Source organism: Streptomyces sp. NPDC090022 (assembly GCF_044748145.1).
Classification (GTDB): domain Bacteria; phylum Actinomycetota; class Actinomycetes; order Streptomycetales; family Streptomycetaceae; genus Streptomyces.
In genome coordinates this window covers 108,884-135,234 of sequence record NZ_JBIVFN010000009.1, presented here as the reverse complement: position 1 = coordinate 135,234, position 26,351 = coordinate 108,884, and the positions used below count along the sequence as shown (strand labels likewise).

At 72.6% G+C, this 26,351-nt stretch carries 25 protein-coding genes, 1 pseudogene and 1 riboswitch; of the genes and pseudogenes, 20 read left to right on the top strand and 6 right to left on the bottom strand.

Translation table 11 applies throughout. The features are described 5' to 3' along the window. Positions 1-69: 69 nt before the first annotated feature. Positions 70-228: riboswitch (cyclic di-AMP (ydaO/yuaA leader) on the top strand. Positions 229-241: 13 nt separating this feature from the next. Next, the gene (locus tag ACIPXB_RS18835; RefSeq protein ID WP_401451037.1) at positions 242-1,045 is read left to right on the top strand and encodes a M23 family metallopeptidase; all 804 of its coding nucleotides are present in this window, start codon (positions 242-244) and stop codon (positions 1,043-1,045) included. 234 nt (positions 1,046-1,279) lie between these two features. Then, positions 1,280-1,945 carry a GntR family transcriptional regulator gene (locus tag ACIPXB_RS18830; RefSeq protein WP_401451254.1) on the top strand — a complete coding sequence of 222 codons (666 nt, stop codon included), beginning with the start codon at positions 1,280-1,282 and terminating at the stop codon, positions 1,943-1,945. A 213-nt stretch (positions 1,946-2,158) separates the two neighbouring features. On the opposite strand, the gene ACIPXB_RS18825 is transcribed toward ACIPXB_RS18830, so the two are convergent. Then, positions 2,159-2,440 (bottom strand): HPr family phosphocarrier protein, encoded by a 282-nt coding sequence (locus ACIPXB_RS18825; protein WP_401451035.1) that lies wholly within the window; start codon positions 2,438-2,440, stop codon positions 2,159-2,161. Positions 2,441-2,624: 184 nt separating this feature from the next. On the opposite strand from ACIPXB_RS18825, the gene ACIPXB_RS18820 reads away from it, so the two are divergent. The 10 genes and pseudogenes from ACIPXB_RS18820 to ACIPXB_RS18775 all read left to right on the top strand — a co-directional run bounded on the left by ACIPXB_RS18820 (position 2,625) and on the right by ACIPXB_RS18775 (position 13,139). Further along, the gene (locus ACIPXB_RS18820; protein ID WP_401451032.1) at positions 2,625-5,603 is read left to right on the top strand and encodes a GNAT family N-acetyltransferase; all 2,979 of its coding nucleotides are present in this window, start codon (positions 2,625-2,627) and stop codon (positions 5,601-5,603) included. 51 nt (positions 5,604-5,654) lie between these two features. Then, positions 5,655-6,248, top strand: a complete 594-nt coding sequence (locus tag ACIPXB_RS18815; protein WP_401451030.1) for a DUF5998 family protein — start codon at positions 5,655-5,657, stop codon at positions 6,246-6,248. After that, a complete protein-coding gene (locus ACIPXB_RS18810; RefSeq protein ID WP_401451028.1) occupies positions 6,248-7,453 on the top strand; it encodes an alkaline phosphatase family protein in 1,206 nt (401 codons plus the stop codon). The genes ACIPXB_RS18815 and ACIPXB_RS18810 overlap by 1 nt, the downstream gene beginning before the upstream one ends. An 85-nt stretch (positions 7,454-7,538) precedes the next feature. Further along, positions 7,539-8,189 (top strand): thymidine kinase, encoded by a 651-nt coding sequence (locus ACIPXB_RS18805; protein ID WP_401451025.1) that lies wholly within the window; start codon positions 7,539-7,541, stop codon positions 8,187-8,189. Between the two features lie 181 nt (positions 8,190-8,370). After that, positions 8,371-9,246, top strand: coding sequence for a helix-turn-helix domain-containing protein (locus tag ACIPXB_RS18800; RefSeq protein ID WP_401451022.1), 876 nt, complete (start codon positions 8,371-8,373; stop codon positions 9,244-9,246). Between the two features lie 114 nt (positions 9,247-9,360). Then, entirely contained in the window at positions 9,361-10,074 is a 714-nt protein-coding gene (locus ACIPXB_RS18795) for a Phenylacetic acid catabolic protein (protein WP_401451020.1), read from the top strand. A gap of 48 nt (positions 10,075-10,122) precedes the next feature. Further along, the gene (locus ACIPXB_RS18790; protein ID WP_401451017.1) at positions 10,123-11,232 is read left to right on the top strand and encodes a radical SAM protein; all 1,110 of its coding nucleotides are present in this window, start codon (positions 10,123-10,125) and stop codon (positions 11,230-11,232) included. A gap of 45 nt (positions 11,233-11,277) precedes the next feature. Next, a complete protein-coding gene (locus tag ACIPXB_RS18785; protein WP_327382868.1) occupies positions 11,278-11,700 on the top strand; it encodes an acyl-CoA thioesterase in 423 nt (140 codons plus the stop codon). 94 nt (positions 11,701-11,794) lie between these two features. After that, positions 11,795-12,266: pseudogene (locus tag ACIPXB_RS18780) on the top strand (thymidine kinase); the annotation flags it as partial. Between the two features lie 27 nt (positions 12,267-12,293). Continuing rightward, entirely contained in the window at positions 12,294-13,139 is an 846-nt protein-coding gene (locus ACIPXB_RS18775) for a hypothetical protein (protein WP_401451014.1), read from the top strand. On the opposite strand, the gene ACIPXB_RS18770 is transcribed toward ACIPXB_RS18775, so the two are convergent. Further along, positions 13,114-13,887 (bottom strand): VOC family protein, encoded by a 774-nt coding sequence (locus ACIPXB_RS18770; RefSeq protein ID WP_401451011.1) that lies wholly within the window; start codon positions 13,885-13,887, stop codon positions 13,114-13,116. The two genes, ACIPXB_RS18775 and ACIPXB_RS18770, sit on opposite strands and share 26 nt — an antisense overlap. Positions 13,888-14,037: 150 nt before the next feature. On the opposite strand from ACIPXB_RS18770, the gene ACIPXB_RS18765 reads away from it, so the two are divergent. Beyond that, positions 14,038-14,883, top strand: a complete 846-nt coding sequence (locus ACIPXB_RS18765) for a sulfurtransferase (protein ID WP_401451009.1) — start codon at positions 14,038-14,040, stop codon at positions 14,881-14,883. A 196-nt stretch (positions 14,884-15,079) separates the two neighbouring features. On the opposite strand, the gene sepH is transcribed toward ACIPXB_RS18765, so the two are convergent. Next, positions 15,080-16,132, bottom strand: a complete 1,053-nt coding sequence (sepH, locus tag ACIPXB_RS18760; protein ID WP_401451007.1) for a septation protein SepH — start codon at positions 16,130-16,132, stop codon at positions 15,080-15,082. Positions 16,133-16,607: 475 nt separating this feature from the next. Between sepH and ACIPXB_RS18755 the strand changes: the two genes are divergently transcribed. Next, positions 16,608-17,477, top strand: a complete 870-nt coding sequence (locus ACIPXB_RS18755) for a hypothetical protein (RefSeq protein ID WP_401451005.1) — start codon at positions 16,608-16,610, stop codon at positions 17,475-17,477. 11 nt (positions 17,478-17,488) lie between these two features. On the opposite strand, the gene ACIPXB_RS18750 is transcribed toward ACIPXB_RS18755, so the two are convergent. Together ACIPXB_RS18750 and ACIPXB_RS18745 are read right to left on the bottom strand one after the other, a co-directional pair. Beyond that, positions 17,489-18,811, bottom strand: coding sequence for a D-arabinono-1,4-lactone oxidase (locus ACIPXB_RS18750; RefSeq protein ID WP_401451003.1), 1,323 nt, complete (start codon positions 18,809-18,811; stop codon positions 17,489-17,491). Then, positions 18,768-20,018 (bottom strand): MFS transporter, encoded by a 1,251-nt coding sequence (locus tag ACIPXB_RS18745; RefSeq protein WP_401451000.1) that lies wholly within the window; start codon positions 20,016-20,018, stop codon positions 18,768-18,770. Before ACIPXB_RS18745 ends, ACIPXB_RS18750 begins: the two co-directional genes overlap by 44 nt. Positions 20,019-20,208: 190 nt before the next feature. Here ACIPXB_RS18745 and ACIPXB_RS18740 point away from each other — a divergent pair, with 190 nt between their 5' ends. Both ACIPXB_RS18740 and ACIPXB_RS18735 read left to right on the top strand, forming a co-directional pair. Then, positions 20,209-21,372, top strand: coding sequence for a ferrochelatase (locus ACIPXB_RS18740; RefSeq protein WP_401450998.1), 1,164 nt, complete (start codon positions 20,209-20,211; stop codon positions 21,370-21,372). A gap of 29 nt (positions 21,373-21,401) precedes the next feature. After that, positions 21,402-22,211 carry an inositol monophosphatase family protein gene (locus ACIPXB_RS18735; protein WP_401451252.1) on the top strand — a complete coding sequence of 270 codons (810 nt, stop codon included), beginning with the start codon at positions 21,402-21,404 and terminating at the stop codon, positions 22,209-22,211. Positions 22,212-22,409: 198 nt separating this feature from the next. On the opposite strand, the gene ACIPXB_RS18730 is transcribed toward ACIPXB_RS18735, so the two are convergent. Then, a complete protein-coding gene (locus ACIPXB_RS18730) occupies positions 22,410-22,586 on the bottom strand; it encodes a hypothetical protein (RefSeq protein WP_401450995.1) in 177 nt (58 codons plus the stop codon). A gap of 253 nt (positions 22,587-22,839) precedes the next feature. Between ACIPXB_RS18730 and ACIPXB_RS18725 the strand changes: the two genes are divergently transcribed. The 4 genes from ACIPXB_RS18725 (at position 22,840) to ACIPXB_RS18710 (ending at position 26,350) form a co-directional block, all read left to right on the top strand. Further along, a complete protein-coding gene (locus tag ACIPXB_RS18725; RefSeq protein WP_030154340.1) occupies positions 22,840-23,493 on the top strand; it encodes a response regulator transcription factor in 654 nt (217 codons plus the stop codon). 5 nt (positions 23,494-23,498) lie between these two features. After that, positions 23,499-24,749: a sensor histidine kinase gene (locus ACIPXB_RS18720; RefSeq protein WP_401450992.1), complete on the top strand. Its 1,251-nt coding sequence runs from the start codon at positions 23,499-23,501 to the stop codon at positions 24,747-24,749. A gap of 384 nt (positions 24,750-25,133) precedes the next feature. Continuing rightward, positions 25,134-25,430, top strand: coding sequence for a DUF4193 domain-containing protein (locus tag ACIPXB_RS18715; RefSeq protein ID WP_030154344.1), 297 nt, complete (start codon positions 25,134-25,136; stop codon positions 25,428-25,430). A gap of 11 nt (positions 25,431-25,441) precedes the next feature. Beyond that, positions 25,442-26,350 carry a hypothetical protein gene (locus tag ACIPXB_RS18710; protein WP_401450990.1) on the top strand — a complete coding sequence of 303 codons (909 nt, stop codon included), beginning with the start codon at positions 25,442-25,444 and terminating at the stop codon, positions 26,348-26,350. Position 26,351: the final 1 nt, after the last annotated feature.

The window sequence follows — 26,351 nt, the reverse complement described above, 5'->3', positions numbered from 1 at the left end:
GATCGGCTGATGATCCGCCTAGCGTCGGGCTTGCTGTCCGTCAGTTGTGTCCGCCGCACCCGCGGCACCGGGCAGCGATCGCCGAGTCCCCGTCAGGCGCGAGCCTGGGGAGCCGGGGACCCACATCAGTCCCTGGGGTGAATCGGACCGCCTCGCCAGAGGGGGCCCGTAGGAGACCTTCCTGCTCCGAACCCGTCAGCTAACCCGGTAGGCGAGAAGGAAGGAAAGGATCAGCCTTTTCATGGCGTTTGGCAGCAGCACCAGCCGTGCCACCGGCAAGCACCGTGGTGGCAGCCGTCTGAGCCGCAAGACCGCAGGCATCGCCGGGATCGCCGCCCTCGCCACGACGGGTGTCGTCGGCACGCTGGCCGCCCCGGCCTTCGCCGCGGACAACAACTCCTCCGTCCCGCAGGACACCGGCCTGAACAACGTGGTCGTCGCGGACGAGCTCGCGGGCGACATCGAGACCCAGGCCGCTTCCCAGCAGCACGCCGCCGAGGTCGCCGCCGCCAAGGCGCAGGCCGAGGCCGACGCGAAGCAGAAGGCCGCCGAGGCCAAGCGCCTGGCCGAGGCCAAGGCGAAGGCCGAGCGCGAGGCCAAGGAGCGCGCGGAGCGCGAGGAGGAGCGCAAGCGCCTCAACACCTTCGTCTCGCCGCTCGACGACTCCTACGTCAGCACCAGCTACGGGGCCGGCGGCGGCATGTGGTCCTCCGGCAGCCACACCGGCATCGACTTCCACGCGGCCTCCGGCACCTCCGTGCGTGCGGTCGGCGCGGGCGTGATTGTCGAGGCCGGCTGGGGCGGCGCCTACGGCAACAACGTCGTCATCAAGCACAACGACGGCACCTACACCCAGTACGCCCACCTGTCCTCGCTGAGCGTCTCGGCCGGCCAGCAGGTCACCCCGGGCCAGCAGATCGGCCTGTCGGGCAACACGGGCAACTCCAGTGGCGCCCACCTGCACTTCGAGGCCCGTACCGGCGCCAGCTACGGCTCGGACATCGACCCGGTCGCCTACCTGCGCTCGCACGGCGTCCGCGTCTGACCCTGCGGCCGCGCACGGCCCATCGTTTCCCCGAAGACCCCGGCTCCCCGAGCCGGGGTCTTCGCGTTGCGTGCGCCGCGTGCGCCGTGCCACCCCGGCGCGGGGGCCGGCCCGCCGCCGCGCTTTTCCGATTTCCGTCGCGTATTGCGCCGTACTTTCCTTCCGCACTCGGAAACTGCGGCGCATTGTCATAGAGTCGCAGTCATGACGTTGGCTCAGGGCGGAGGTCCGGCATTGCGTATTCCCGCGCACGCGGTCTGCACCGCAATCCGTGACGACATCGTCTCCGGTGTATTCGAGCCCGGCGGCAGACTCACCGAGGACCTGCTCGCCCGCCGGTACGGCGTCTCCCGCGTCCCGGTCCGCGAGGCGCTGCGCACCCTTCAGTCCGAGGGTTTCGTCACCACCCGGCGGCACGCCGGCGCCTGTGTCGCGGAGCCGACCGAGCAGGAGGCGGCGGACTTCCTGGAGGTCCGGATGCTGCTGGAGCCGCTGGCGGCCTCCCGCGCCGCCCGGCGGCGCACCGAGGCCCACCTCAAGGTGCTGCGCGGGCTGGTCCGGCTCGGCCAGGAGCGGGCCAGGCGCGGCCAGGGGGAGGATCTGCGGTCCCTGGGCGGCTGGTTCCACGAGACGCTCGTCCAGGCCTCCGGCAGCCCCGGGCTCATCGCCCTGCTGACCCAGCTGCGCCACAAGGTCGCCTGGATGTACGCCGTGGAGCCGTCCGCGCGGCCCGCGGAGTCCTGGGCGGAGCACGGTGCGATCGTGGACGCGGTGGCCCGCGGCGACGCCGAGCGGGCGCGGGCGCTGACCGCCCTGCACGCGGACCGGGCGGCCGCGGCCCACCGGCTGCGTGTGAGGACTCCGCAACATCCCGTCAACACGGCGAGCGGCCGCCTTTAACAAAGGACGTATACAAAGGACGGATATCGAGGCCGCCGCAGCCGGGGTCGATATACGCCTACGTGCCCGCGCGAATTCGCAGGAATTCCTGCGCGCCCGGAGAAAGCCGGGAGAAAGCCGGCCGGGCCGGGAAAGCGAAACGGCGGAGCCGCGGCACCGGCATTCCGGGCGCCGCGGCTCCGCCGCACACGTACGCGGGCCGAACCCGAAGGGTCAGACGGTCTCGGGGAGCTCCTCGAGACCCTCGGCGACCAGCTTCGCGAGGCGGTCGAGCGCGATCTCCGCGCCCTCGGCGTCCGAAGCCAGGACGATCTCCTCGCCGCCCTGGGCGCCCAGGCCCAGCACCGCGAGCATGGAACCGGCGTTGACCGGGTTGCCGTCCGCCTTCGCGATGGTCACCGGGACGCCGGAAGCCGTGGCCGCACGGACGAAGATCGAGGCGGGACGAGCGTGCAGGCCCTCGGCCCAGCCGACGTTGACGCGGCGCTCTGCCATGGTGATGCCCTTCAGGTTTCAGCGGTTGTCTAGACCAGTCTCTCACGGCGCCCGGAATGCTCCGACCGGCCTTCGGCCCGGACGTCCCGCCTTCGGCCTTCCCCAGCTTGCACCCGTTTCTTCCTCTTTGTCGTACGCGCCGCGCGGGAGCAGATCCGGCCCGTCCGGCCTTAGGGTGTGCCCCATGACCACCGCGTCGGACCCCTCGTACCCGGCCCACTGGGAAGCGGACGTCGTGCTGCGCGACGGCGGCACCGCCCGTATCCGCCCCATCACGCCCGAGGACGCGGGCCGCCTGGTCAGCTTCTACGAGCAGGTCTCCGACGAGTCCAAGTACTACCGGTTCTTCGCCCCCTACCCCCGGCTGTCGGACCGCGACGTACACCGCTTCACGCACCACGACTACGTCGACCGCGTCGGCCTCGCCGCCACCGTCGGCGGCGAGTTCATCGCCACCGTCCGCTACGACCGGATCGGCGCCGACGGCCGCCCCGCCACCGCGCCCGCCGACGAGGCCGAGGTCGCCTTCCTCGTCCAGGACGCCCACCAGGGCCGCGGTGTCGCCTCCGCCCTCCTCGAACACATCGGCGCGGTCGCCCGCGAGCGCGGCATCCGCCGCTTCGCCGCCGAGGTGCTCCCCGCCAACACCAAGATGATCAAAGTCTTCAAGGACGTCGGCTACGAGCAGCGGCGCAGCTTCGAGGACGGCGCGGTCCACCTCACCCTCGACCTCGAACCCACCGCGCAGTCCCTCGCCGTCCAGCGCGCCCGCGAGCAGCGCGCCGAGGCCCGCTCCGTGCAGCGGCTGCTGGCCCCCCGCTCCGTCGCGGTCGTCGGGGTCAGCCGCACCGGGTCCGGGGTCGGCGCCGCGGCCCTGCGCAACCTGCGCGACTGCGGCTTCCGCGGCGACCTCTACGCCCTCAACGCAGCCCGCGCCCCCGGTATGGCGGGCGATCTGCTGGAGGGCGTACGGGCCTACCGCACGTTCGCCGAGATCGCCGCCCCCGTCGACCTCGCCGTCGTCGCCGTCCCCGCCGACCGGGTCCCCGAGGTGGTCGCGGCCGCCGGCGAGCACGGCGTGCAGGGCCTGGTGGTGCTCTCGGCCGGGTACGGCGAGAGCGGCCCCGAGGGCCAGGCCCGCCAGCGCGAACTCGTCCGCCAGGCCCGCTCGTACGGCATGCGCATCGTCGGCCCCAACGCCTTCGGCCTGATCAACACGGCGCCCGGGGTCAGCCTCAACGCCTCCCTCGCCCCGGCCCCGGCGCCGGCCGAGGGCCGTATCGGGCTGTTCACCCAGTCCGGCGCCATCGGCATAGCCCTGCTCGCCGGGCTGGTACGGCGCGGCGAGGGCCTGTCGTCCTTCGTCTCGGCCGGCAACCGGGCGGACGTCTCCGGCAACGACATCCTCCAGTACTGGTACGACGACCCGGTCACCGACGTCGCCCTGCTCTACCTCGAAACCCTCGGCAACCCGCGGAAGTTCACGCGCCTGGCCCGCCGCACCGCCGCCGTCAAGCCGGTCGTCGTCGCCAAGGGCGGCCGCCACACCGGTGTCACCCCGGCCGGGCACGCCGTCCCCGGCACCCGGCTGCCCGACGCGACCGTCTCCGACCTGCTCAGCCAGGCCGGCGTGATCCGCGTCGACACGGTCACCGAGCTCGTCGACGCGGGCCTGCTGCTGGCGTCCCAGCCGCTGCCCGCCGGACCCCGGGTCGCGATCCTCGGCAACTCCGAGTCGCTGGGGGTTCTCACGTACGACGCCTGCCTGTCGGAGGGGCTGCTCCCGCGCCGCCCGCTGGACCTGACGACCGAGGCGGGTCCCGCGGACTTCCGCGCGGCCCTCACCCGGGCGCTGGCCGACGACGCCAACGACGCCGTGGTGGTCACCGCCATCCCCTCGGTGGGGGAGCCGGGGCTCGCCGACGACCTCGCGGACGCGCTGCGCGCGGCGCTGGCGGAGGTCCCGGGCAAGCCGGTCGTGGTGGTCCACGTCGAGCTGACCGAGCTCGCGACCGCCCTTTCCGCCGCCCGCGGCTCCCTCCCGGCCGGGCCCGATGCCGGAGCCGTGGCCGGGCCCGATGCCGGCGCCGGGAGCGGAACCGGGACCGATGCCGGAGCCGGAGCAGGAGGGGAAGCCGGGAGCCGCTCCTGGCGCGCGCCGGGCGCCGCAGCCGCGCCCGGGTCCTCACCGGCGCCCGCCGACGGGACCGCGCCCGCCACCCCGACCGGCCCCGCCGACGCCGGGTATCCCGCACCGGACGGGGCCCCGCGCCCGCCCGCCGCCGGTGACCCGCTGCGCATCCCGACCTTCCCCGCCCCCGAGCGCGCGGTCGGCGCCCTCGCCCGGGCCGTGCGCTACGAGCAGTGGCGGCGGGCCAACGCCGAGGCCGGGCACGTCCCCGAGTACGAGGACATCGACGAGAGCGGCACCGCCGCCCAGCTCGCCGCCCTGCTCGCGCACGTCGCCGCCGAGGACACCGTCACCCTCGACGACGCCGACGCCCACCGCCTCCTGGCCCGGTACGGGATCACCGTCGTGCCCACCCTGCCCGCGCCCACCCCCGACACGGCCGCCGCCGCGGCCGCGCGGCTCGGCTATCCCGTGGCCCTCAAGACCACCGCCCCGCACCTGCGCCACCGCGCCGACCTGGGCGGCGTACGCCTGGACCTGACCACCGAGGCCGAGCTGCGGCGGTCCTACGAGGAGCTGACCGAGGCCCTCGGCAAGCCCGCCGAGCTGCTGCCCGTCGTCCAGCCGATGGTCCCGCGCGGGGTGGACACCGTCGTCCGCTCCGTCATCGACCCGGGCGTCGGCGCCGTCCTCTCCTTCGGGCTGGCCGGTGTCGCCTCCGAGCTGCTCGGCGACACCGCCCACCGGCTCGTCCCCGCCACCGCACGGGACGCCGCCGACCTCATCCGCTCCATCCGCACCGCCCCGCTCCTGTTCGGCTGGCGCGGCAGCGACCCCGTCGACACCCCCGCCCTCGAAGACCTGCTCCTACGGCTGTCCCGGCTGGTCGACGACCATCCCGAGGTCGTCGGGGTGTCCCTCGAACCGGTCGTCGTCGCCGGTGAGGGCCTGTCCGTGCTGAGCGCCACGGTCCGCATCGCGCACCCGCCGGCCCGCACCGACCTCGGTCCGCGCACGCTCCCCAGCTACTGAGCGTCGCACGCCGAGGCCGGAGCGCCCCGTACGGGCCTTAGGATGGACCTCATGGCGAAATCCGGTACGACGACCCAGGGGCTGCGCGCAGCGATCGAGCGCAGCGGCTACTACCCGGCCCTCGTGGCCGAGGCCGTGGAGGCCGCGGTGGGCGGCGAGCCGATCTCGTCGTACCTGGTCCACCAGGAGACCACCTTCGACTCCAACGAAGTGCGCCGGCACGTCACCGTCCTGGTCCTGACCGGCAACCGCTTCATCGTGAGCCACACCGACGAGCAGGCCGCCGACGCCGGCTCCCCGTCGCCGTACGCGACCACCTCCACCGAGTCGGTCAAGCTCGCCGGCATCTCCTCCGTGGTGCTCAGCCGCGTCGTCGCCAACCCCGAGTCGTACACCCCCGGCACCCTGCCGCGCGAGGTCGTGCTCACCATCGGGTGGGGCGCGGTCTCCCGTATCGACCTGGAGCCCGCCGCCTGCGGCGACCCGAACTGCGACTCCGACCACGGCTACACCGGCAACTCCACCGCCGACGACCTGAGCCTGCGCGTCAGCGAGGCCGGCGACGGCCCGGAGGCGGTCCGCCAGACCCTCCTCTTCGCCCAGGCGCTCTCCGAGGCCACCGCGGCGACCTCCTCGGCCCGCTGATGGCGTACTCAGCGGCGCAGGACTGGCAGGAGCCGGAGCTGCTGGACCTCGCCGGGGCGCCCGTCCCGCAGTACGGCAGCGGCTCGCTGGCCGACCTGCTGCCCACGCTCGCCGCGCACCAGGGCGTGCCCGGGTTCAGTGCGGCGATCTCCGAGCTGACCCCGGCCGACCGCACCTGCGTCTTCCTGGTGGACGGGCTGGGCTGGGAGCAGCTGCTGGCCCACCCCGCCGAGGCCCCGTTCCTCACCGGGCTGCTCGGCACCTCGCGCGGTGCCACCGGGCGCCCGCTGACCTCGGGCTTCCCGGCCACCACGGCCACCTCGCTGGCGTCCGTCGGCACCGGACTGCCCCCGGCCCGGCACGGCCTGCCCGGGTACGCGGTGCGCAACCCCGCCACCGGCGAGCTGATGAACCAGCTGCGCTGGCACCCCTGGACCTCGCCGCAGGTCTGGCAGCCGTACCCGACCGTCTTCCAGCTCGCCGACGCGGCCGGGGTGCACACCGCGCAGGTGTCCGCGCCCGCCTTCCAGTCCACCCCGCTGACCAAGATCGCGCTCAGCGGCGGCACCTTCCACGGCCGGATGACCGGCGAGGAGCGGATGGACCTGGCCGCGCTGCAGCTCGCCGCGGGCGAGCGGTCGCTGGTCTACACGTACTACAGCGAGCTCGACGGCGCCGGCCACCGCCACGGTGTCGACTCCGACGCCTGGCGCGGCCAGCTCATGTACGTCGACCGGCTCGTCCAGCGGCTGGCCGAGCAACTCCCGCCGCGCACCGCGCTGTACGTCACCGCCGACCACGGCATGGTCGACATCCCCTTCGACGAGGACGCGCGCATCGACTTCGACGAGGACTGGGAGCTCGGCGCGGGGGTCGCCCTCCTCGGCGGTGAGCCGCGGGCCCGGCACGTGTACGCCGTCCCGGGCGCCGAGGCCGACGTCCTGACCGTGTGGCGCGAGGTGCTCGGGGACCGGTTCTGGGTCGCGAGCCGCGAGGAGGCCCTGGAGCTGGGCTGGTTCGGGACGCCGGGCGAGTGCGACGAGCGGGTGCTGGGCCGGATCGGCGACGTCGTCGCGGCGGCGCACGACACGGTGGCGATCACCGCGAGCGTGAACGAGCCCAACGAGTCGGGGCTGACCGGGATGCACGGCTCGATGACCCCGGCGGAGCAGCTCGTCCCGCTGCTGGAGATCCGCTCCTCCTGACCCGCCCGCGGTCCGCCCGCCCCGCGGGTTCGTCCCGTCCTCCTGACCACGACCTGACCACGACCCGAAAGGTCACGCTCTCCCGATGTCCGAATTGGTGTTTTTCTCCGGCACGATGGATTGCGGGAAGAGTACTCTGGCGCTCCAAATCGAACACAATCGAACGACGCGGGGGTTGCAGGGGTTGATCTTCACGCGTGACGACCGTGCGGGGGAGGGCAAGCTCTCGTCACGACTGGGTCTGGTGACCGATGCGGTTGAGGCGGGGCCAGGCCTCGACCTCTACGGGTTCGTGGTGGAGCAGCTGTCGCGGGGCGGCAAGGTCGACTACGTGATCGTGGACGAGGCGCAGTTCCTGGCCCCCGATCAGATCGACCAGCTGGCCCGCATCGTCGACGACCTGGAACTGGATGTCTTCGCGTTCGGCATCACGACCGACTTCCGTACGAAGCTGTTCCCCGGCTCCCAGCGTCTGATCGAGCTCGCCGACCGCGTGGAGACCTTGCAGGTCGAGGCGATGTGCTGGTGCGGCGCGCGGGCCACCCACAATGCCCGTACGGTTGGCGGGGAGATGGTGGTCGAGGGCGAGCAGGTCGTGGTCGGTGACGTGGCCGGGTCGGCAGCGGAGGTCGGGTACGAGGTGCTGTGCCGACGCCACCATCGTCGGCGGATGACGAGTGCCGCGTCGATGGCGGGGGCGCTGTCGCCAGACGTGCTGCCGGTCGCTTCCGGCTGAATCCCTGGTTCGAGAGCGTTTGGGGATCAGAAACAGCTTCTGCGTCCGCTCCTTCGAGGACCCGGTTGGCCTCGATCTCGATCTCCTGTGCCTCGTCGAGGGCTCCGCGCGGACTGACCTGTTCTCCGCTGGCCGGAGGGGACGGGAGCCCGGTTGGATGCCGTTGGAGGGGGGAACCGACGTGAGGCTTTTGTCCTGCCCGTCAGGTGAGTGGGAGATCGCACGGGCCTTGCCGGACGAGCGATTACGGCCGGGGGTGCACAGCTACCGGGGATTTCGGATCGCCCTGAGGAGGCCGCAGCGCCGCCTGGAACTGCCCCAAGGGATGGTGACGCTGGTCATCGGCTTCGAGGGCCCGGTGCGTATTACGGACGCCGCGCACCCCGCGTGTACGCCGTACACCTCGCTGGTCGCGGGTCTGCACACCCGCGCCGCACTGGGGGAGCACGATGGCCGGGCCTCCGGGATGCAGGTGATCCTCACCCCCTGGGCCGCCTTCCGTTTCCTCGCCGTCGACATGCACGAGCTCGCCGAGTCCGTGGTCGACCTGGACGCGGTCCTCGGTGCCCGAGGCCGGGCCCTCGCCGACGCGCTCGCCGCCGCCCCGGGCTGGGCCGAGCGGTTCACCCTCCTCGACCGGGTGCTGACCCGCGCCTGCGCGTCCGGGCCCGTGGTCTGCCCGCAGGTGCTGCGGGCCTGGGAACTGCTCTGCGTCGGCCGACGGCACCTTCCCGTCGGAAATGTGGCCGCCGAGGTCGGCTGGAGCGAACGACAGCTGCGACGACGCTTCCAGGAGCAGATCGGACTGTCCCCGATGGCCGTCACGCGCGTGGTCCGGTTGCGGCACGCGCTGCACCTGCTCACCACCGGAGCATCGGCCACGGCCACAGCCTCGGCCTGCGGGTTTCACGACCAGCCGCATTTCCAGCACGAGTTCAAGGCGATGACCAGCCTGACGCCCGCAGAGTTCCTGGCCCACCGGGCGCTGGGCAACGCCGGGCCCGCCTGCGTGGACCGCATCGCCGGCCGGGTCACCAGCGTCCTCCTCCCCGCCTGAGCAGGGCACGTACGGCGGCCGATTTCTACAAGACGGGCAATACCTCGCGATGACAGGGTGAAGCCGCCCCGCCTGGAGACGCTTCCCCTGCCAGAGAGAGTGAAGGTGGCCAAGGTGCCGTCGGATGACGAAGTGATCGTGGTGCGCACCCCCGAGGAATTCCTCGGCATGCCCGAGGAATACCAGTCCATGGCGAAGAGGCAGATGCTCATCCACGCAGAGGGCGAGCTGTCCGGGGCCGACGACTACATCCGGGTCTTCTACCCGCTGGCGCCGAACGCGGAGGAGCGGCAGGTCTGCTGCGAGCGTGCCGCCGAGGAGATCAACCACTTCAAGGTGGCCAGCGCGGTCCTGTCGGACCTGGGCATCGACACCACACAGATGTCGACCCAGACGCTGGAGGAACGGCGCAAGCTCTTTCTGACGGCCGACTTCCACAACAGCACCACCTGGGCCGAGCGCGGAGTGGTGTCCTGGCTGATCGAGGACGCCGTGATGGAGCTGCTCAAGGAGATGTCCGCGAGCAGCTACCGCCCTTGGGCCGACTCTTTCCGCACCGTCATCCAGGATGAGCGCGTGCACATCGCGCATGGTGCCCGCATCGTTCGCGGCCTGGTCAAGGACCGCGAAGGCAAGAAGCAGGTGCAGGCGGCGGTCGACCGGCTGTGGCCGCACTCGCTGGACGTCTTCGGCAGTCCGGCCTCCAAGAAGGCGGAGATCGCGGTCAGTTGGGGCCTGCGGACCCGTACCAACGCCGAGGCCCGGCGCGACTGGGAGGTCCGCGGTGGCGCGAAGGTGAAGAAACTCGGGCTGACCCTTCCGGTCTGACCAGCCCGATCTGTGGAGGACCGGCAGCAGAACAGAGGAGTCCCGAGCATGTCAGCCCAGCCACTCAACCTCACCCGGCGGCCCCGCTCGCGGGACGAGATCCGCGCACGCGTCGCCGACATCGTTGCAAAGGAACCGGAACTGGGCGTCAGGCTCGACGCGTTACGCAGCTTCGGACGACGGGTGCGCAACACGGAGGTACACCTCACCGGTGCCTGCAACATTCGGTGCGACGGCTGCTGGTTCTTCGCCCACGACTTCGACTCGGCCGTCACGGACGAGCGCGATCTGGCCAAAGTGCGCAGCTTCGTGGAACGCCTGAAGGCCGACGGGGTCACCTCGGCGCTCCTCATCGGCGGGGAGCCGACCCTCGTCCCGGACAGGATCAGACCGTTCGTCGAACTGCTCGACTACGTGACCATCTCGACCAACGGCCTCCTCCCCCTGCCCCGGGAGGGGTTCGAGGACGTGGCGATCGCCGTGTCCGTCTTCGGCGGCGGTCCGCTCGACGACCAGCTCCGGGCGATCCATCCCAACGGCCGCCGCTTCTCCGGTCTGATCGACACCGCCCTCACCAACTACCGCGACGACCCCCGGGCCACGTTCATCTACGCGCTGACCGAGCCCGGCGCCGGCTACATCGAAGAGACCGTCCGCAAGATGGCCGGCAACGGCAATCTGATCAGCTTCAACTTCTACAGCGAGTACGGCGGCGACCACCCGCTCAAGGCGCCCGAAGGCCGCAAGCTGCTCGACGAGGCCCTGCGCGTCAAGGAGTTGTTCCCGCAGGCGGTGGTGAACGACCCGTACTACATCGAGGCCCTCATCACCGGCCGCTCGCACGGCCAGAACTTCGGGTACGACGTGTGTCCGAGCATCAGCGTCGACCACAAGGCGCACACGGAGCGCATCGCCAACGGAAACCCGGTGCTGCCGGGATTCAACGCGTGGGGCGCCGACCTCGAAACCGTGCAGTTCTGCTGCACTTCCGGACACTGCGGGGACTGCCGGGACAGCCAGGCGGTGCACAGTTGGCTGCTGATGAGCATGCACGAGTTCCTCGGCGGCCCCGACGACCTGCGCACCTGGCTCGGCGTCTCGGAGGGCTACTGGCGCCAGTGGAGCTGGTCGCCGTACAGCCCGCACCGCACGGCCTGACCGAACCACCGTAAGCCCCGGGAAACAAGGAAGGGACGCACTCACGTGCCCCAGCCGTTCAGCGTTCGCATCGCCGTCCGCGAGTACGAGCTCGACACCCGCGGCCACCTCAACCAGGCGGTCTACCTCCAGTACTGCGAGCACGCGCTGTGGGAGGTGCTGCTGGCCGCGGGCATCCCGGGCGACAAGCTGCTGGCCGGCGGGGTCGGACCGGCCCAGCTGGAGTGCACCCTGAAGTTCAAGCGCGAGCTCCAGGGCGGGGACCGGGTCGACGTGGTCTGCACCTTCGAGTGGGGGACGGGCAAGACCTTCCGGCTGCGCCAGGACATCCGGAAGGCGGATGGCACCCTGGCCTGCGAGGTGACCGGCACGATCGGCCTTCTCGACCTGGCCCGCCGCACCCTGGTTGCCGACCCCGGCGGCTACCTCCGCAAGCTGGCCGAGGACCCCACGGTCATCGGACTCTGACTGGGGCCGGGGCGAAGGATCGACGTACGGTCCGGTGTCCGGACCCTGATGTGCGCACGTGACGTACGACCCGGGTATGGATGCGTCCTGGGCGGAGGCGGTCGAGGCCGGCGCGGGCATGGACCTGTACGCGTACCTGGTCGGGGGAGCTGTCGCGGGGCGGCAAGGCGGACTACGTGATCGTGGACGAGGCCCGGTTCCTCGCCCCGGAGCAGATCGACCAGCTGGCCCGCATCGTGGACGACCTCGGCCTGGACGTCTTCGCCTTCGGCATCACCACCGACTTCCGCACCGAGCTCTTCCCCGGCTCCCAGCGCCTGATCGAGCCGGCGGACCGCATCGAGCAGCTCCAGGTCGAGACCCTGTGCTGGTGCGGTGCCCGCGCCACGCACAACGCCCGCACGGTGGGCGGGGAGATGGTGGTCGAAGGCGCCCAGGTCGTGGTCGGTGATTCCCGTCCGCCGAACCGGCTCCCGCCGACCGCGCGTCGAGCGCGTACCCGTACCCGATCCCCGCATCCGGCACCCGCTGACGGGGCGTCGGACGTACGTCCTATGATGCGGTGATCATCATCGCTCGGGGGGAACGGCGCAGTGAGTCACGGGTACGGGCAGCGGGGGGCGTCGGGCCGGGCGGGCAGGGGCCGGGGAGGCGGCGGGGGAGGATGCGCCGCCGGATGCGCCCCGCTCCTGGTCCTGCCCTTCGTCCTGGCCGCACGCCTGTACCGGCCCGCCCGCCCGGACCGGATCGTGGACCCGGCCATCGAACGCGCGCAGATCGCCCGTACCGTGATCGGCCTGAGCGCCACCCTCTGGCTCGTCCTCTCCTATCCGCTGCGCGAGGGCGCCGGCGCCGTGCTCGAGGACAAGCTGGTCGAAGTGATCCTCACCGCCGGGCTGTTGCTGATCGTCGGCCCGCTCGCGCTCACCGCCTTCGTGATGGCCGCCCGGCCGCCCGGCCGGGCCTTCTACCGCGGCCGGCTGCGCGGGCCGCTGACGGCGCTGGGCACGCTGTGCGGCACCGCGGCGGCGTTCTGGTTCCTGGTGGGCGGCGGGCGGGACCTGCCCGCCTTCGACGGGGGCTGGAGCCTGGTGCTCACGCCGCTGCTCGGACTCCTCGCGCTGTTCTCCATCCCCTTCACCCTCGCGTCGGCGGTGCTGTGCGTGCACTACGCCTTCCGCACCGCCGACGTCCACGAGGTCCTGCCGCCGCTGATATCGCCCGTACTGGTGTGGGTGATGTCCATCGGCCAGCTCTTCGACGACGCGCCCGTCCACGCCCCCCTGGCCGTACGCGTCCTGTTCCTGCTCGGGCCGCCGCTGTCCGTCACCGCCCTGTCGGCGTGGGAACTGCGGCGGCTGCGCGCCGGCTACGGGATCACCGTGCGCGGGGCTCTGGGCCGCTCCGGCTCCGTCAGCTCCTCGGCGCCACGATCGTGAAGACCGCGCCCTCGGGGTCCGCGACGGTCGCCGTCCGGCCGTGCGTGCCCTCGTGGGGCGCGTCGACGACCCGCCCGCCGAGCTCGGCGACCCGGGCCGCCGCCGCGTCGGTGTCGGCCACCGCGAAGTACGTCATCCAGTGCGCGCCCCGGTCGTGCGGCAGGGCCCGGCCGACGCCGCGCACCGAGCAGACCGGATCGCCCGACACGTGCAGGGTCAGGTAGTCGACCTCCGGGGAGAGGGCCGCCTCGTGCCCGAAGACCATCTCGTAGAACTTGCTCACCCCGGTCTCCTGGGTGACCAGCTCGTTCCACACCGGCGTGCCGGGCACCCCGCTGAGCCGGGCGCCGAGGTGGGTACCGCCCTGCCAGATCCCGAAGACGGCACCGAAGGGGTCGGAGCAGATCGCGAGCCGGCCGGCGTCGGCCGTGTCCAGCGGGCCCACCGCGACCGTGCCGCCGCAGGCGCGGATCGCCTCCGCCGTCGCGTCGGCGTCGTCGGTGGCCAGATACGTCGTCCAGGCCACCGGAAGATTGCGGTCCGGGGGCATCTGGCCGATCCCGGCGACCTCCCGCCCGTCGAGCAGCGCCCGGACGTACGGGCCGAACGCCTCGGGGCCGGGTACGTACTCCCACCCGAAGAGATCGGCGTAGAAGTCCTCGGTCGTGCCGAGGCCGTGCACCATCAGGCTCACCCAGCACGGAGTGCCCGGCGCGCGTCGCGCCGCTCCCGCCGCTGCCTCGGTCATGTCTGCCGTCTCCTCCGTCGTGGCGGTCCTGGCGTTCGTCAGCCCGATGCTTCCACTCCGGGAGGCACCGCGCGCCCCGACCGCGCCGGATTTCCGTGCTGCACGGCAGAGATGACCGAATCGGTACGGCGGGAGGAGGAAGATGGGGTCATGACTGCGACCTCCGCCCTCATCTCCGCCTCCGAACTGACGACCGAGCTGGCCGGCCCCCGGCCGCCCGTCCTCCTCGACATCCGCTGGCAGCTCGGTGGCCCCGATATGCGGCCCGCGTACGAGGCCGGGCACCTGCCGGGGGCCGTGTACGTCGACCTGGACCGCGAACTGGCTGGTCCGGCGGGTTCGGGTGGCCGTCATCCGCTGCCTCCGGTGGAGGACTTCGGCGCCGTGATGCGCCGGGCGGGGGTGTCCTCGGGGCGGCCGGTGGTCGTCTACGACGGGGGCCTGGGCTGGGCCGCCGCCCGCGCCTGGTGGCTCCTGCGCTGGACGGGCCACACGGATGTGCGGGTGCTCGACGGGGGAGTGGGGGCCTGGACGGCCGCCGGTGGCGCCCTGTCGGCGGACCGGGTGACGCCGGCGGAAGGCGATTTCCGGCCAAAGGCCGGTTCGCTGGGCCTGTTGTCGGCGGACGAGGCCGCCGACCTGGCGCGCACCGGGGTGCTGCTGGACGCGCGGGCGGGGGAGCGGTACCGGGGCGAGGTCGAGCCGATCGACCGCGTCGGGGGCCACATTCCGGGCGCGGTGTCGGCGCCCACGACCGAGAACGTGGGGGTGGACGGGCTGCTGCTGGCGCCGGACGCGCTGCGCGCCCGCTTCTCCGGTCTGGGTGCCGCCGGCTCCGCCGACGTGGGCGTCTACTGCGGCTCGGGCGTGTCCGGCGCGCACCAGGTGCTCGCCCTGGCGGTGGCGGGGATCCCGGCGGCGCTGTACGCGGGCAGCTGGTCGGAGTGGTCGTCGGACGAGTCCCGTCCGGTGGCCACGGGACCTGACCGGTTCTGATCGCCCGCCGCCCGCCGCCCGCCGGCCGGCGGACAGGTGCGGCGGGCAGCCGGTGTGCGGGTCCCGCGAGGACCGCGCGCACCGGCACTCCCGGGGCGCCGCTCCTCGCGGCCCGCCACTCCTGCCGCTCAGGCCGCTCCCGCTACACCCGCCGCTCCCGCTACACCCGCCGCTCCTGCTGCTCCCGCCGCGCCTGCTACTCCTGCTTCTTGCGGCGTGTGCCGAAGACGATCTCGTCCCAGCTCGGGACCGCCGCCCGGCGTCCCGGGCGGACGCCGTCCGCCTCGGCCTGCCGGTCCGTCGTCCCCGTCAGGCGGTCCCGGTGGCCCGCGACCGTGCGCGGCATGAGGACGTCGGCGTACGCCGCGCCCGCCGATGCCGCCGCGGCGGCCGGGGGTTCCTCCGCCGCCGGTTCCTCGGCGTCCGGCTCCGCCGAGGGGCGCTCCGGTACGACGAGGTCGCCCCGGAAGCTCGGTACCGCCTCCAGCAGGCTGGTCAGCGTGTCGCGCTCCTCCTCCGGCTCCGGGGCCGGCGCGGGCGCGCGCTCCAGCTGACGGTCCAGGGTCCGGTCCAGCGGCCGGTCCCGCGGCAGGCGTGCGATCCGCGGCACGAACGGGAAGCTCGGCTCCGGGGCCGCGGGCAGGTCGTCCGCCTCGCCGATCAGCGAGCGTGCCTCGTCGTCGACCGCCACGACCAGCCGGCGCGGCGGGTCGTACGTCCAGCTCGCCGAGTGCGGTTCGCCGGCGACCCGGTAGACGAGCAGCACCTCCCAGGTGCCGTCGTCGCGGCGCCAGGAGTCCCACTGCACGGAGTCCTTCTCGGCCCCGCGCAGGGTCAGTCGTTCCTGCACGGCCTCGCCGAGCTGGGGTCCGGTGTTCTCGCCGGGACGGCGCACGGGGGTCTTGCGGGCCCGCTCGGCCATGAAGGCGCGCTCCGCGAGCACCGGTCCCTCGAAGCGGCGTACCCGGTCGACGGGGATGCCGGCGAGCTGGGCGACCTCCTCCGCGGAGGCACCGGCCCGTATCCGGGCCTGGATGTCGCGGGGCCGGAGGTGGCTCTCCACCTCGATCTCGATCTGGTTCAGCCGGGCACGGTCGTTGCGTACCGCCGCGCGCAGCCGTTCGTCGATCGGAAGCGTGTACTCCGTGCTGTCCGCAGCCTTGAGCACCAGTCGTGTGCCGTCATTGGAGACGGCCACGACACGCAGTTCGGGCATGGGGACCTCCCGGGTGGTGCCTGCCGACGTCACGTGCGTCGCTGCTTCCGCTAGTCGAGTGTGGCCTGCCCGGGTGCAGCCTGCCACAACCTTGCCGAGTTAAACCGGCGTGTCGGGCAAGCGCCCTTGATCGCCGTTATGGCACGGTTACCTGTTGGCCACATACAGTGACCGACGGTCACTCTCTGCATCAGGCGTCCGTGCGGTGCCGCGGCGCCGCCGGTTTCGAGTGCCGCTTCCCTGCCATTCGGCCCCGTCTCCCGGGTCCGGACATCCGCAAGGAGGGACGGCCCCAGGGCTCGCCACAGTACTCCATTCGGGCCACCTGGGTGGACCGCCGCGCCGCCGAAGTTGTCGCGGGCGCGGGGAGTTGAGCGATCAACATTCCGCTCGGACCTGGGGCTGCGTCCGATTTCGGGTGTCTTGTTTCACAGAATCCACAGAAATGGAACTATCCGTTTCGCCCATCTGTCAGTAACTGCTGTAACCGGCGGAGCAGGGGTTGGAGATGGGTCGCAGGACGTCACGGAGCACGTGGAGCAACAACGCGCCGCAGGAGGACGGCGCGAACGGTGCGGACGGCGCGGAGGGCGCGGCGGGCGCGGCGGGCGCGAGGAAGAAACTCGACCTGAGCGCCACTCAGGTCGCGGGCAGTTCCCTGGCCACCGTCGCGGCCGCCCTGCTCGCCTCGGAGCTCGGCGTGTACGGGACGATCCTCGGCGCCGGTGTGGTCAGTGTCGTCGCCACCGCCGGCGGACCGGTCATCCAGCACGTCTTCCGTCGTACCGGGGACCAGATACGCGAGTCCGCCCGCCCCCGGTCCCGGCGGGCACCAGCGGCGGACGCCCCGCCCCAGGAGCCGGTGCCCTCCGGTGAGTTCGGCGCCGCCACCACCCACGGCACCCGGGTGCGCGGCTGGCGGCGGACCGCCGTCGCGGCGGGCGCGGCGTTCGCCATCGCGCTGGGCGGCATCGCCACCGTCGAGGCGCTGACCGGCGGTTCGGTCGCCGACCGGCCCTTGTACACGGCCGTCACCGGGGGTTCCGGCCACAAGGGCGGGGGCGGTTCGAAGGACGAGCGGCCGCAAACCCCCCGTCCGGGCGGTACGTCCGACCGGGACACCGGCGCCACCCCCGGACCCGGCGGTTCCGCGGACCCGGACCGGCCGGGGGGCGGCGGCACCCCCGGCCCCGGTCCGACCCCGAGTCCCTCGTACTCCGGGCGGCCCACGCCCACGCCGACCCCGCCGGGCCCCGCGCCCACGACGCCCGGCCCGGCCCCGACGACCGGGGCGCCCACGCCCGGCGCGGACACCGGCGACGGCGCGGACACCGGCGACGGCCCGGGGAACGCGCCGGGCGGGCGCGGCGCCCGCTGAGCCGCCGTCCGTCAGTCGCCCAGCACCCGGCGCAGGTAGTCGTTGCCGAACACCCGGTCCGGGTCCAGCCGGTCGCGCAGCGCGGTGAACTCGCCGAAGCGCGGGTAGACCTCCGCGAAGTACTCCGCGTCCCGCGTGTGCACCTTGCCCCAGTGCGGACGCCCGCCGTGCGCGGTGAAGATGCGCTCGGCCGCGGTGAAGTACGCCTGGTAGGGCGTGCCCCGGTACATGTGCACCGCGATGTACGCGGTGTCCCGACCGGATGCGGTCGACAGCGCGATGTCGTCGGCGGGGGCCGTACGCACCTCGACGGGGAAGCTGATCCGCAGCCGCGAGCGGTCGACCATCGACCGCAGTTCGCGCAGCGCCGCGACGACGTGCTCGCGCGGCAGGGCGTACTCCATCTCCACGAACCGCACCCGGCGCGGGCTGGTGAACACCTTGTACGGGATGTCCGTGTACGTCCGCGCCGACAGTGCGCGGCTCGCGACCCGGGCGATGGTGGGGATGGTGGCGGGGACCGCACGGCCCAGGGAGTTGACGGCCTGGAAGACGCCGTTGGAGAGCAGCTCGTCCTCGATCCAGCCGCTGACCGCGCCGTTCGGGGCCGCCGGACCGGCGCTGCGGTTGTTGCGCTTGGTGTTGCAGTTGCCGGTGTGCGGGAACCAGTAGAACTCGAAGTGCTCGTTCTCCGCCCAGTGCTGGTCGAACTCGGCCGTCACCTGCTCGAAGGCCATCGGCTCCTCGCGGGCCGTGAGCAGGAACAGCGGCTCCAAGGCGAAGGTCAGCGAGCTGACCACGCCCAGCGCCCCGATGCCGACCCGGGCGGCCGCGAAGACCTCGGGGTTCTCCTGCTCGGAGCAGACCAGCAGTTCGCCGTCGGCCGTGACCAGCTCCATGGCGCGGAGCTGGGCGGCGATGGAGGCGGAGTCGCGGCCGGTGCCGTGGGTGCCCGTGCTGGTGGCCCCGGAGACGGTCTGCTCCATGATGTCGCCCATGTTGGTGAGCGAGAGACCCTGGCCGGCCAGGGCCAGGTTGAGGTCCTTCAGAGCGGTGCCCGCGGCGACCGTGACGGTCCCGGCGGCCCGGTCGATCCGCTGGATCCCGGCCAGTGCCTGCGGCCGTATCAGGACGCCGTCGGTGGCGGCCGCCGCCGTGAAGGAGTGGCCGGTGCCCACCGCCTTCACCCGCAGTCCGTCGGAGGCGGCCCGGCGGACCGCCTCCTGAAGCTCCCCGACCGAGGTCGGGCTCACCACCCGCGCGGGAGTGGCCGAGACATTGCCCGCCCAGTTACGCCACGCGGTCCCGTGCTTCGTTGCTGTCGCCGTCCCCATCGGTAGAGGGCTCCTCCCCTAGCGCCGGCCTCGTCAGCCGGCGGTAACCCGCGAACGCCACCGCCGCCGCGGCCGCCCCCGACGCGATGGAGACGACGTACCCGGTCCTCGCCCCGGCCGTGTCGATGACCCAGCCGGCCACGGAGGAGCCGAGCGCGACACCGACCGCGAGCCCGGTGCTTGTCCAGGTCATGCCCTCGGTCAGCTTCGCGCGTGGTACGTGCGCCTCGATCAGGGCCATCGTGGTGACCATCGTGGGAGCGATGGCGAGGCCCGAGACGAAGAGCGCCACGGCCAGAAACGGAAGGTTCCCGGCCAGTAGGAGGGGGATCATACTCACGGCCATCGCACATACGCCCAGTACCCAACGGCGTTCTGCCCGCCCCTTGAGATGCAGCAGGCCGAAGACGATGCCCGCCAGGCAGGAACCCAGCGCCCAGATGGCCAGGATGAAGCTGGCGGCGGCCTTGCTGCCCTGCTCCTCGGCGAAGGCCAGGGTCACCACGTCGATGGAGCCGAAGATCGCGCCGGTGGCGACGAAGGTGGCCACGAGCACCTGCAGTCCGGGGGAGCGCAGCGCCGAGCCCTGCTCGTGCTGCTTCTCGCGCGGGTGCGGGGCGGGTTCCGTGCCGCGCTGGGCCGTCAGCAGCCAGGTGCCGACCAGCAGGCAGACGGCGGCGACCAGCGGTCCGGCCTCGGGGAACCAGGTGGTGGACAGCCCGATGGCCAGGATCGGGCCGAAGATGAAGCAGACCTCGTCGATGACGGACTCGAAGGAGTACGCGGTGTGCAGCTCGCGCGGGGAGTCCCGGTAGATCGCCGTCCAGCGGGCCCGGATCATGGAGCCGATGCTCGGGACGACACCGGCGGCCGCGGCGAAGACGAAGAAGGTCCAGTCCGGGAGGCCGTTGGCGGCGGCGAGCAGCAGGCCGGACACGGCCGCGACGGCGATGAGGGTGGCCGGGCGCAGGACGTGCCGTTGCCCGTACTGGTCGACCAGGCGGGAGACCTGCGGGCCCAGGACGGCGGCGGACAGCGCGAGGGTGGCGGTGACCAGACCGGCGAGCTTGTAGCGCCCGGTGATCTCGGAAATCATCGTGACGATGCCGATGCCCACCATGGACAGCGGCATCCGGCCTATGAAGCCGGCCGCGCTGAAAGCCTTGGTGCCGGGGGCGCTGAATATCGCGCGGTAGGGACTGGGCAAGGGGCCCTCCGTAAGGGACGTGGATGGCCCATACAGGTTACGGCCGCACCGACGGCACCCGCACGGGGACATGTCATCGGAGCAGGCCGCGAGCCCACCCAGAACTAAGGTTCACCTTACCTGCGGCCGGCGGTGTCCAGCTGGTGAGGCCGGTTACCGACGGTGGGCGCCGGGTGGCAGGATTCTGGACATGTCTGACCAGCTCCCGAACCGCGCCACCGGCGAGGGCGGCCCGGCCCGCCCGTACGACGCCCTGCTCCTGCTGTCCTTCGGGGGGCCCGAGGGCCCCGACGACGTCGTGCCGTTCCTGGAGAACGTCACGCGCGGCCGCGGCATCCCGCGGGAGCGGCTCAAGGAGGTCGGACAGCACTACTTCGGCTTCGGCGGCGTGAGCCCGATCAACGCGCAGAACCGGGCCCTGCTGGACGCGCTGCGCAAGGACTTCGCCGGGAGCGGGCTGGACCTGCCGGTCTACTGGGGCAACCGGAACTGGGCGCCCTACCTGACCGACGTGCTGCGCGAGATGGTCCAGGACGGCCGCCGCCGCATCGCCGTCCTCGCGACCAGCGCGTACGCCTCCTACTCGGGCTGCCGGCAGTACCGCGAGAACCTCGCCGACGCGCTGGCGACCCTCGCCGGGGAGGGCCTGGAGCTGCCGCGGGTGGACAAGCTGCGGCACTACTTCAACCACCCCGGGTTCGTGGAGCCGATGATCGACGGGGTGCTCGCGGCGCTGGAGTCGCTGCCCGAGGCCGTCCGCGCGGGCGCGCACCTGGCCTTCACCACCCACTCGATCCCGACGGCCGCCGCGGACACCTCCGGCCCCGTCGAGGACCACACCGAGGGCGGCCTGGGCGGGGCGTACGTCAGGCAGCACCTCGACGTCGCCCGGGTGATCGCCGACGAGGTCGCCGTACGGACGGGCCGCGCGCACCCCTGGGAGCTCGTCTACCAGTCCCGCAGCGGCGCGCCGCACATCCCGTGGCTGGAACCGGACATCTGCGACCACCTGGAGGCCGAGCACGCCGCCGGCGCCCCGGCCGTCGTCATGGTGCCCATCGGCTTCGTCTCCGACCACATGGAGGTCCTGTACGACCTCGACACGGAGGCCACCGCCAAGGCCGCCGAGCTGGGCCTGCCCGTGGCGCGCTCGGCCACGGTCGGCGCGAGCCCCGTCTTCGCCGCGGCCGTGCGCGAGCTGGTCCTGGAGCGGGCCGCCAGGGAGCGCGGAGAAGCTGCCGCGGAGTGCTGGGTCGGCACCCTGGGCCAGAGCCACGACCTGTGCGCGGTGGGCTGCTGCCCCGCCCGGGCCCCGCGGCCGGCCGCCGCGGGCGCCGACAGTCCCTACGCCTGAGGAGCACCTCCGTGACCGAGGAACACGCCGTGACCGACGCACTGAAGCAGGAACTGCTGGAGCTCGCCCTGGAGGCCGCCCGGCAGGCCGGCGCGCTGCTGCGCGACGGCCGTCCCGACGACCTCGCGGTGGCCGCCACCAAGACCAGCCCGATCGACGTGGTGACCGAGATGGACCTCGCCGCCGAGAAGCTGATCACCGGCTTCCTCGCGGAGCGGCGGCCCGCGGACGGGTTCCTCGGCGAGGAGGGCGCGAGCAGCGAGGGCACCAGCGGCGTGCGGTGGGTCATCGACCCGCTGGACGGCACCGTGAACTACCTCTACGGGCTGCCGTCCTGGGCCGTCTCCATCGCGGCGGAGTTCCGCGGCGAGGTGGTCGTGGGCGTGGTCGAGGCGCCGCTGCGCGGGGAGACGTACCACGCGGTGCTGGGCGGCGGCGCGTGGCTGGGCGGCGCACGGATGTCCTGCCGGGACGCGGCGCCGCTGGACCAGGCCCTGGTGGCCACCGGCTTCGGCTACCTCCAGACCCGGCGGGCGCACCAGGCCGAGGTCGCGGCGCGGATCATCCCGGTGGTCCGGGACATCCGGCGCGGCGGTTCGGCGGCGGTGGACCTGTGCGACGTGGCCGCGGGCCGGCTGGACGGCTACTACGAGCGCGGGCTGAACCCCTGGGACCTGGCGGCCGGGGACCTCATCGCGCGGGAGGCGGGCGCGCTCACCGGCGGACGGCCGGGGCGGGCGGCCTCGGGCGAGCTGGTGCTGGCGGCGACCCCGTCGGTGTTCGCCGCCCTCCAGCCGCTGCTGGAGGACGCGGGGGCCTGGCACGACGGCGAGGCCTGACCGGGGCGCACCCGGCGTACCGGCGTACCCGGCGTACCCGGCGCGGACGGCGCGGACGGCGCGGACGGGCGCCCGCCGGGGCGCGTCCGCCGGCGCGGGCGGACATGCGGGACGCCGGGCGGGCCACGGTGGCCCGCCCGGCGTCCGGAGGGTGGATGAGGCGCCCGGGGCCGCGCGGTGGCGTCCCCGGCGCCGGTATCAGCCGCAGGCTGCGGCTGTGACCTGTACGCCGTGTTCCGCGGCGAGCCGGTGGAGATCGTCCAGCTCCGCCTGTTCGACCTCCGCGAGGAAGTCGTCGCCGGCTTCACGGGCCTGAAGGAGGTCCGACTGCGTTGCTTCGATGCGCTGCAGGAGACCCGCGGTGAATGCGTCCATGGTGGTGCGCCCCCTCTTCGTGGGTCGGCGGCGGCTACGAGGGACGTGGCACGCCGCTGTCAGGGAGTGGTCGGGGTGTGCTGACGTCCTCCCCGGCACCCTGGGCGCAGAAACCTCGTGAGGCGAGGGAATCCTCACCTCCGCCCCTCGGACCCCCTCCACTTGCGTCTTACAGCCGGTTTACGGCCGAAACCGGCAGGATGGATGACGCAATACACGTGTGCCCTGGAGGGCTCGGAGGAAGGAAATCGACGTGCGCGTACTCGTCGTCGAGGACGAGCAGCTGCTCGCCGATGCTGTGGCCACCGGACTGCGCCGGGAGGCCATGGCCGTGGACGTCGTCTACGACGGCGCGGCCGCCCTGGAGCGCGTCGGGGTGAACGACTACGACGTGGTCGTGCTCGACCGGGACCTCCCCCTGGTGCACGGTGACGACGTCTGCCGCAAGATCGTGGAGCTGGGCATGCCCACCCGCGTCCTGATGCTGACCGCGTCGGGCGACGTGAGCGACCGCGTCGAGGGCCTGGAGCTCGGGGCGGACGACTACCTTCCCAAGCCGTTCGCCTTCAGCGAGCTCACCGCCCGCGTGCGCGCGCTCGGCCGGCGCACCACCGTGGCCCTGCCGCCCGTACTGGAGCGGGCCGGGATCAAGCTGGACCCGAACCGGCGCGAGGTCTTCCGCGAGGGCAGGGAGGTGCAGCTGGCGCCCAAGGAGTTCGCGGTGCTGGAGGTCCTCATGCGCAGTGAAGGGACCGTGGTGTCCGCCGAGCAGCTGCTGGAGAAGGCGTGGGACGAGAACACCGATCCGTTCACCAACGTGGTGCGGGTGACGGTCATGACGCTGCGCCGCAAGCTGGGCGAGCCCCCGGTCATCGTGACCGTGCCCGGCTCCGGCTACCGGATCTGACGCGGGTGGCCGCGTCCGCGGCGCCACACCCGGCGCCACCGAAGCCCACCTGGGACCCCGGTCAGCCCGAGGGTCCCTTCCCGTGGCTGAGACCGACCATCCGGATACGGCTCACGCTGCTGTACGGCGGGATGTTCCTGATCGCCGGCATCCTGCTGCTGTCGATCATCTACCTGCTGGCGGCGCAGGCCCTGAGGGAGGGCAACGCCCTCACGTTCAAGATCCTCAACGTCACCGGCGGCCGGATCGAGGTCTCCAGCCCGACCTGCCCGGGCGTGGGCACCAACCAGCCGCTGGACGAGTTCAACGCCGCGATACAGGCCTGCACCCTCGATCAGCGCAAGCACGCCCTGGACGACCTGCTCAGCCGCTCGCTGATGGCCCTCATGGGCCTGAGCGTCATCGCCTTCGCCTTCGGCTACGCGATGGCCGGCCGGGTCCTCTCGCCGCTGGGCAAGATCACCCGGACCGCCCGCCGGGTGGTCGGCTCCGACCTGACCCGGCGCATCGAGCTGGACGGGCCGGACGACGAGCTCAAGGAGCTCGCCGACACCTTCGACGAGATGCTCGACCGGCTGGAACGGGCCTTCACGGCCCAGCAGCGGTTCGTCGCCAACGCCTCGCACGAGCTGCGGACCCCGCTGGCGATCAACCGCACCCTGCTGGAGGTGCACCTGTCGGATCCCGGCGCTCCCATGGAGCTCCAGCAGCTCGGCAAGACGCTGCTCGCCACCAACGAGCGCAGCGAGCAGCTGGTCGAGGGCCTGCTGCTGCTGGCCCGCAGCGAGAACCAGATCGTCGAGCGCAAGCCCGTGGACCTGGCCGAGGTGGCCTCGCGCGCCCTCGACCAGGCGCGCGGCGAGGCCGACGCCAAGGGCGTGGAGATACGCGGCGAGCGGGCTCCGGCGGTGGTCCAGGGCAACGGGGTGCTGCTGGAGCGGATCGCGCTGAACCTGGTGCAGAACGCCGTGCGGTACAACGTGCCGGAGGGCGGCTGGGTGGACGTGGCGACCGAGGTCCAGCACGGCCAGGCGGTGCTGGTGGTCTCGAACACGGGTCCCGTGGTTCCCGCGTACGAGATCGACAACCTCTTCGAGCCCTTCAGGCGGCTGCGTACGGAGCGAACGGGCAGCGACAAGGGTGTGGGGCTCGGTCTGTCGATCGCACGCTCCGTGGCGCGCGCACACGGCGGGCGGATCCATGCGGAGCCGCGCGAGGGCGGTGGCCTCGTGATGCGTGTCACCCTGCCCATCTGACCCACCCGTCACGGTTTCGCCCACAGCTGAAGTTCGGCGACCGAGGGGTGGGCGGAATGTGTGTGATCGATCACATTGTCGAGTGCTCGACCCTGCGCGTTCCGTGACCCCCGAATGGTCGGAAAGCCCGGGAAAGTCCGGGTTTCCGGCCCCCCAATTGGCGGGAAATACCAGGGGTGGCGCTCGTGCACGACGGGTGCCAGACCGTGTACGGTCCCGCTCGACATCACAGCTGATCGCTCCTTCAGGCGTGCGGCTGGGTGTCGATTGAGTAACAGACCTTGATGTGAGGCAAAATCTCCGCCTCAGGTCGGGCACAAGTCCGGCCTCTCGCGCGTTACGTGCGCTGAGACACCGCTAACACCCAGAGGGGGAGAGCGAACAATGGCAACGGACTACGACACCCCACGCAAGACCGACGACGACGTCGACAACGACAGCATTGAAGAGCTGAAGGCCCGGCGCAACGAGAAGTCGTCCTCGTCGGTCGACGTCGACGACTTCGACGCCGCCGAGGGCATGGAGCTGCCCGGAGCAGACCTGTCCAACGAGGAACTGGCCGTCCGGGTGCTGCCCAAGCAGGCGGACGAGTTCACCTGCATGAGCTGCTTCCTGGTCCACCACCGCAGCCAGCTGGCACGCGAGAAGAACGGTCAGCCGATCTGCCGCGACTGCGACTGAGGACGTCGGCCGTGACGGGCTCGACGCCGTTCCGGAAGCGACGCTTCCGCAGGCAGGACGCTTCGGTGGAGACGTACGTGGAGACCCCGGGCCCGGAAACGGGCCCTGGACCCGCGGGCGAGCTCGCCGTGACCTCGGATGCCGGAGCCACGCTCCCGTCGGCCACGGGGGCCGACGAGGCGCCTCGGCGTGCATCCGCGGGCCGGCGGCTGGAGACCGCTGTCAGGAACGGCGTGCGCAGGAGCCGGGAGGCCGCGAAGGCGGCGATCGTCTATCTCGCCGACCGGATCATCGAGAACGCCCCGCGCGTTCCGGTGCGCGACCTCGCGACCTTGCGCGCGCAGTTCCCGGGCCTGGGCCCCGACGAGCTGGCGGACAAGCTGATCGCGGGCGCCGCCAACGCCACTTCGACCGTCGGTGCGGGCATCGGCGCGGCGGCCATGCTGCCCGTGCCGCCCGCGATGCCGGCCGAACTGGCCGCGGAGGTCACCTCGGTCGCCGCAATCGAGCTCAAGCTCATCGCCGAGCTCCACGAGGTCTACGGGCTGCGCCCGTCCGGCGGCCTCAAGGACCGCAGCATGGCGTACCTGACGTCGTGGACGGAGGAGCGCGGGGTCGACCTCACCAAACCGACCACGCTGAACGCGGCGCTGGGCGGCCAGATGAAGCGCGAGCTGCGCCAGCAGATCACCAAGCGACTGGTGCGCAACCTGCCGAACCTGATGCCGTTCATGGTGGGCGCGGCCGTCGGAGCGGTCATGAACCGCCGCGACACCAAGAAGGTCGCCGAGAAGGTGCGCCGCGACCTGCGGGCCCGCGCCGTCGCGTGGGACGCCCTGCCCCCGCTGCCGCCCCTGGAGCGGCCCGAGCACCCGCTGCCCCCGCCGGGCGGCGCGCACTACCTGGAAGGGCCTGCCTGAT

What these genes read in the sequence shown, in the direction of transcription:
- ACIPXB_RS18835 (WP_401451037.1), top strand. Translation starts at nt 242, where the DNA reads ATGGCGTTTGGCAGCAGCACCAGCCGTGCCACCGGCAAGCACCGTGGT.
- ACIPXB_RS18825 (WP_401451035.1), bottom strand. Translation starts at nt 2,440, where the DNA reads ATGGCAGAGCGCCGCGTCAACGTCGGCTGGGCCGAGGGCCTGCACGCT.
- ACIPXB_RS18820 (WP_401451032.1), top strand. Translation starts at nt 2,625, where the DNA reads ATGACCACCGCGTCGGACCCCTCGTACCCGGCCCACTGGGAAGCGGAC.
- ACIPXB_RS18815 (WP_401451030.1), top strand. Translation starts at nt 5,655, where the DNA reads ATGGCGAAATCCGGTACGACGACCCAGGGGCTGCGCGCAGCGATCGAG.
- ACIPXB_RS18810 (WP_401451028.1), top strand. Translation starts at nt 6,248, where the DNA reads ATGGCGTACTCAGCGGCGCAGGACTGGCAGGAGCCGGAGCTGCTGGAC.
- ACIPXB_RS18805 (WP_401451025.1), top strand. Translation starts at nt 7,539, where the DNA reads ATGTCCGAATTGGTGTTTTTCTCCGGCACGATGGATTGCGGGAAGAGT.
- ACIPXB_RS18790 (WP_401451017.1), top strand. Translation starts at nt 10,123, where the DNA reads ATGTCAGCCCAGCCACTCAACCTCACCCGGCGGCCCCGCTCGCGGGAC.
- ACIPXB_RS18770 (WP_401451011.1), bottom strand. Translation starts at nt 13,887, where the DNA reads ATGACCGAGGCAGCGGCGGGAGCGGCGCGACGCGCGCCGGGCACTCCG.
- ACIPXB_RS18765 (WP_401451009.1), top strand. Translation starts at nt 14,038, where the DNA reads ATGACTGCGACCTCCGCCCTCATCTCCGCCTCCGAACTGACGACCGAG.
- ACIPXB_RS18755 (WP_401451005.1), top strand. Translation starts at nt 16,608, where the DNA reads ATGGGTCGCAGGACGTCACGGAGCACGTGGAGCAACAACGCGCCGCAG.
- ACIPXB_RS18750 (WP_401451003.1), bottom strand. Translation starts at nt 18,811, where the DNA reads ATGGGGACGGCGACAGCAACGAAGCACGGGACCGCGTGGCGTAACTGG.
- ACIPXB_RS18740 (WP_401450998.1), top strand. Translation starts at nt 20,209, where the DNA reads ATGTCTGACCAGCTCCCGAACCGCGCCACCGGCGAGGGCGGCCCGGCC.
- ACIPXB_RS18730 (WP_401450995.1), bottom strand. Translation starts at nt 22,586, where the DNA reads ATGGACGCATTCACCGCGGGTCTCCTGCAGCGCATCGAAGCAACGCAG.
- ACIPXB_RS18715 (WP_030154344.1), top strand. Translation starts at nt 25,134, where the DNA reads ATGGCAACGGACTACGACACCCCACGCAAGACCGACGACGACGTCGAC.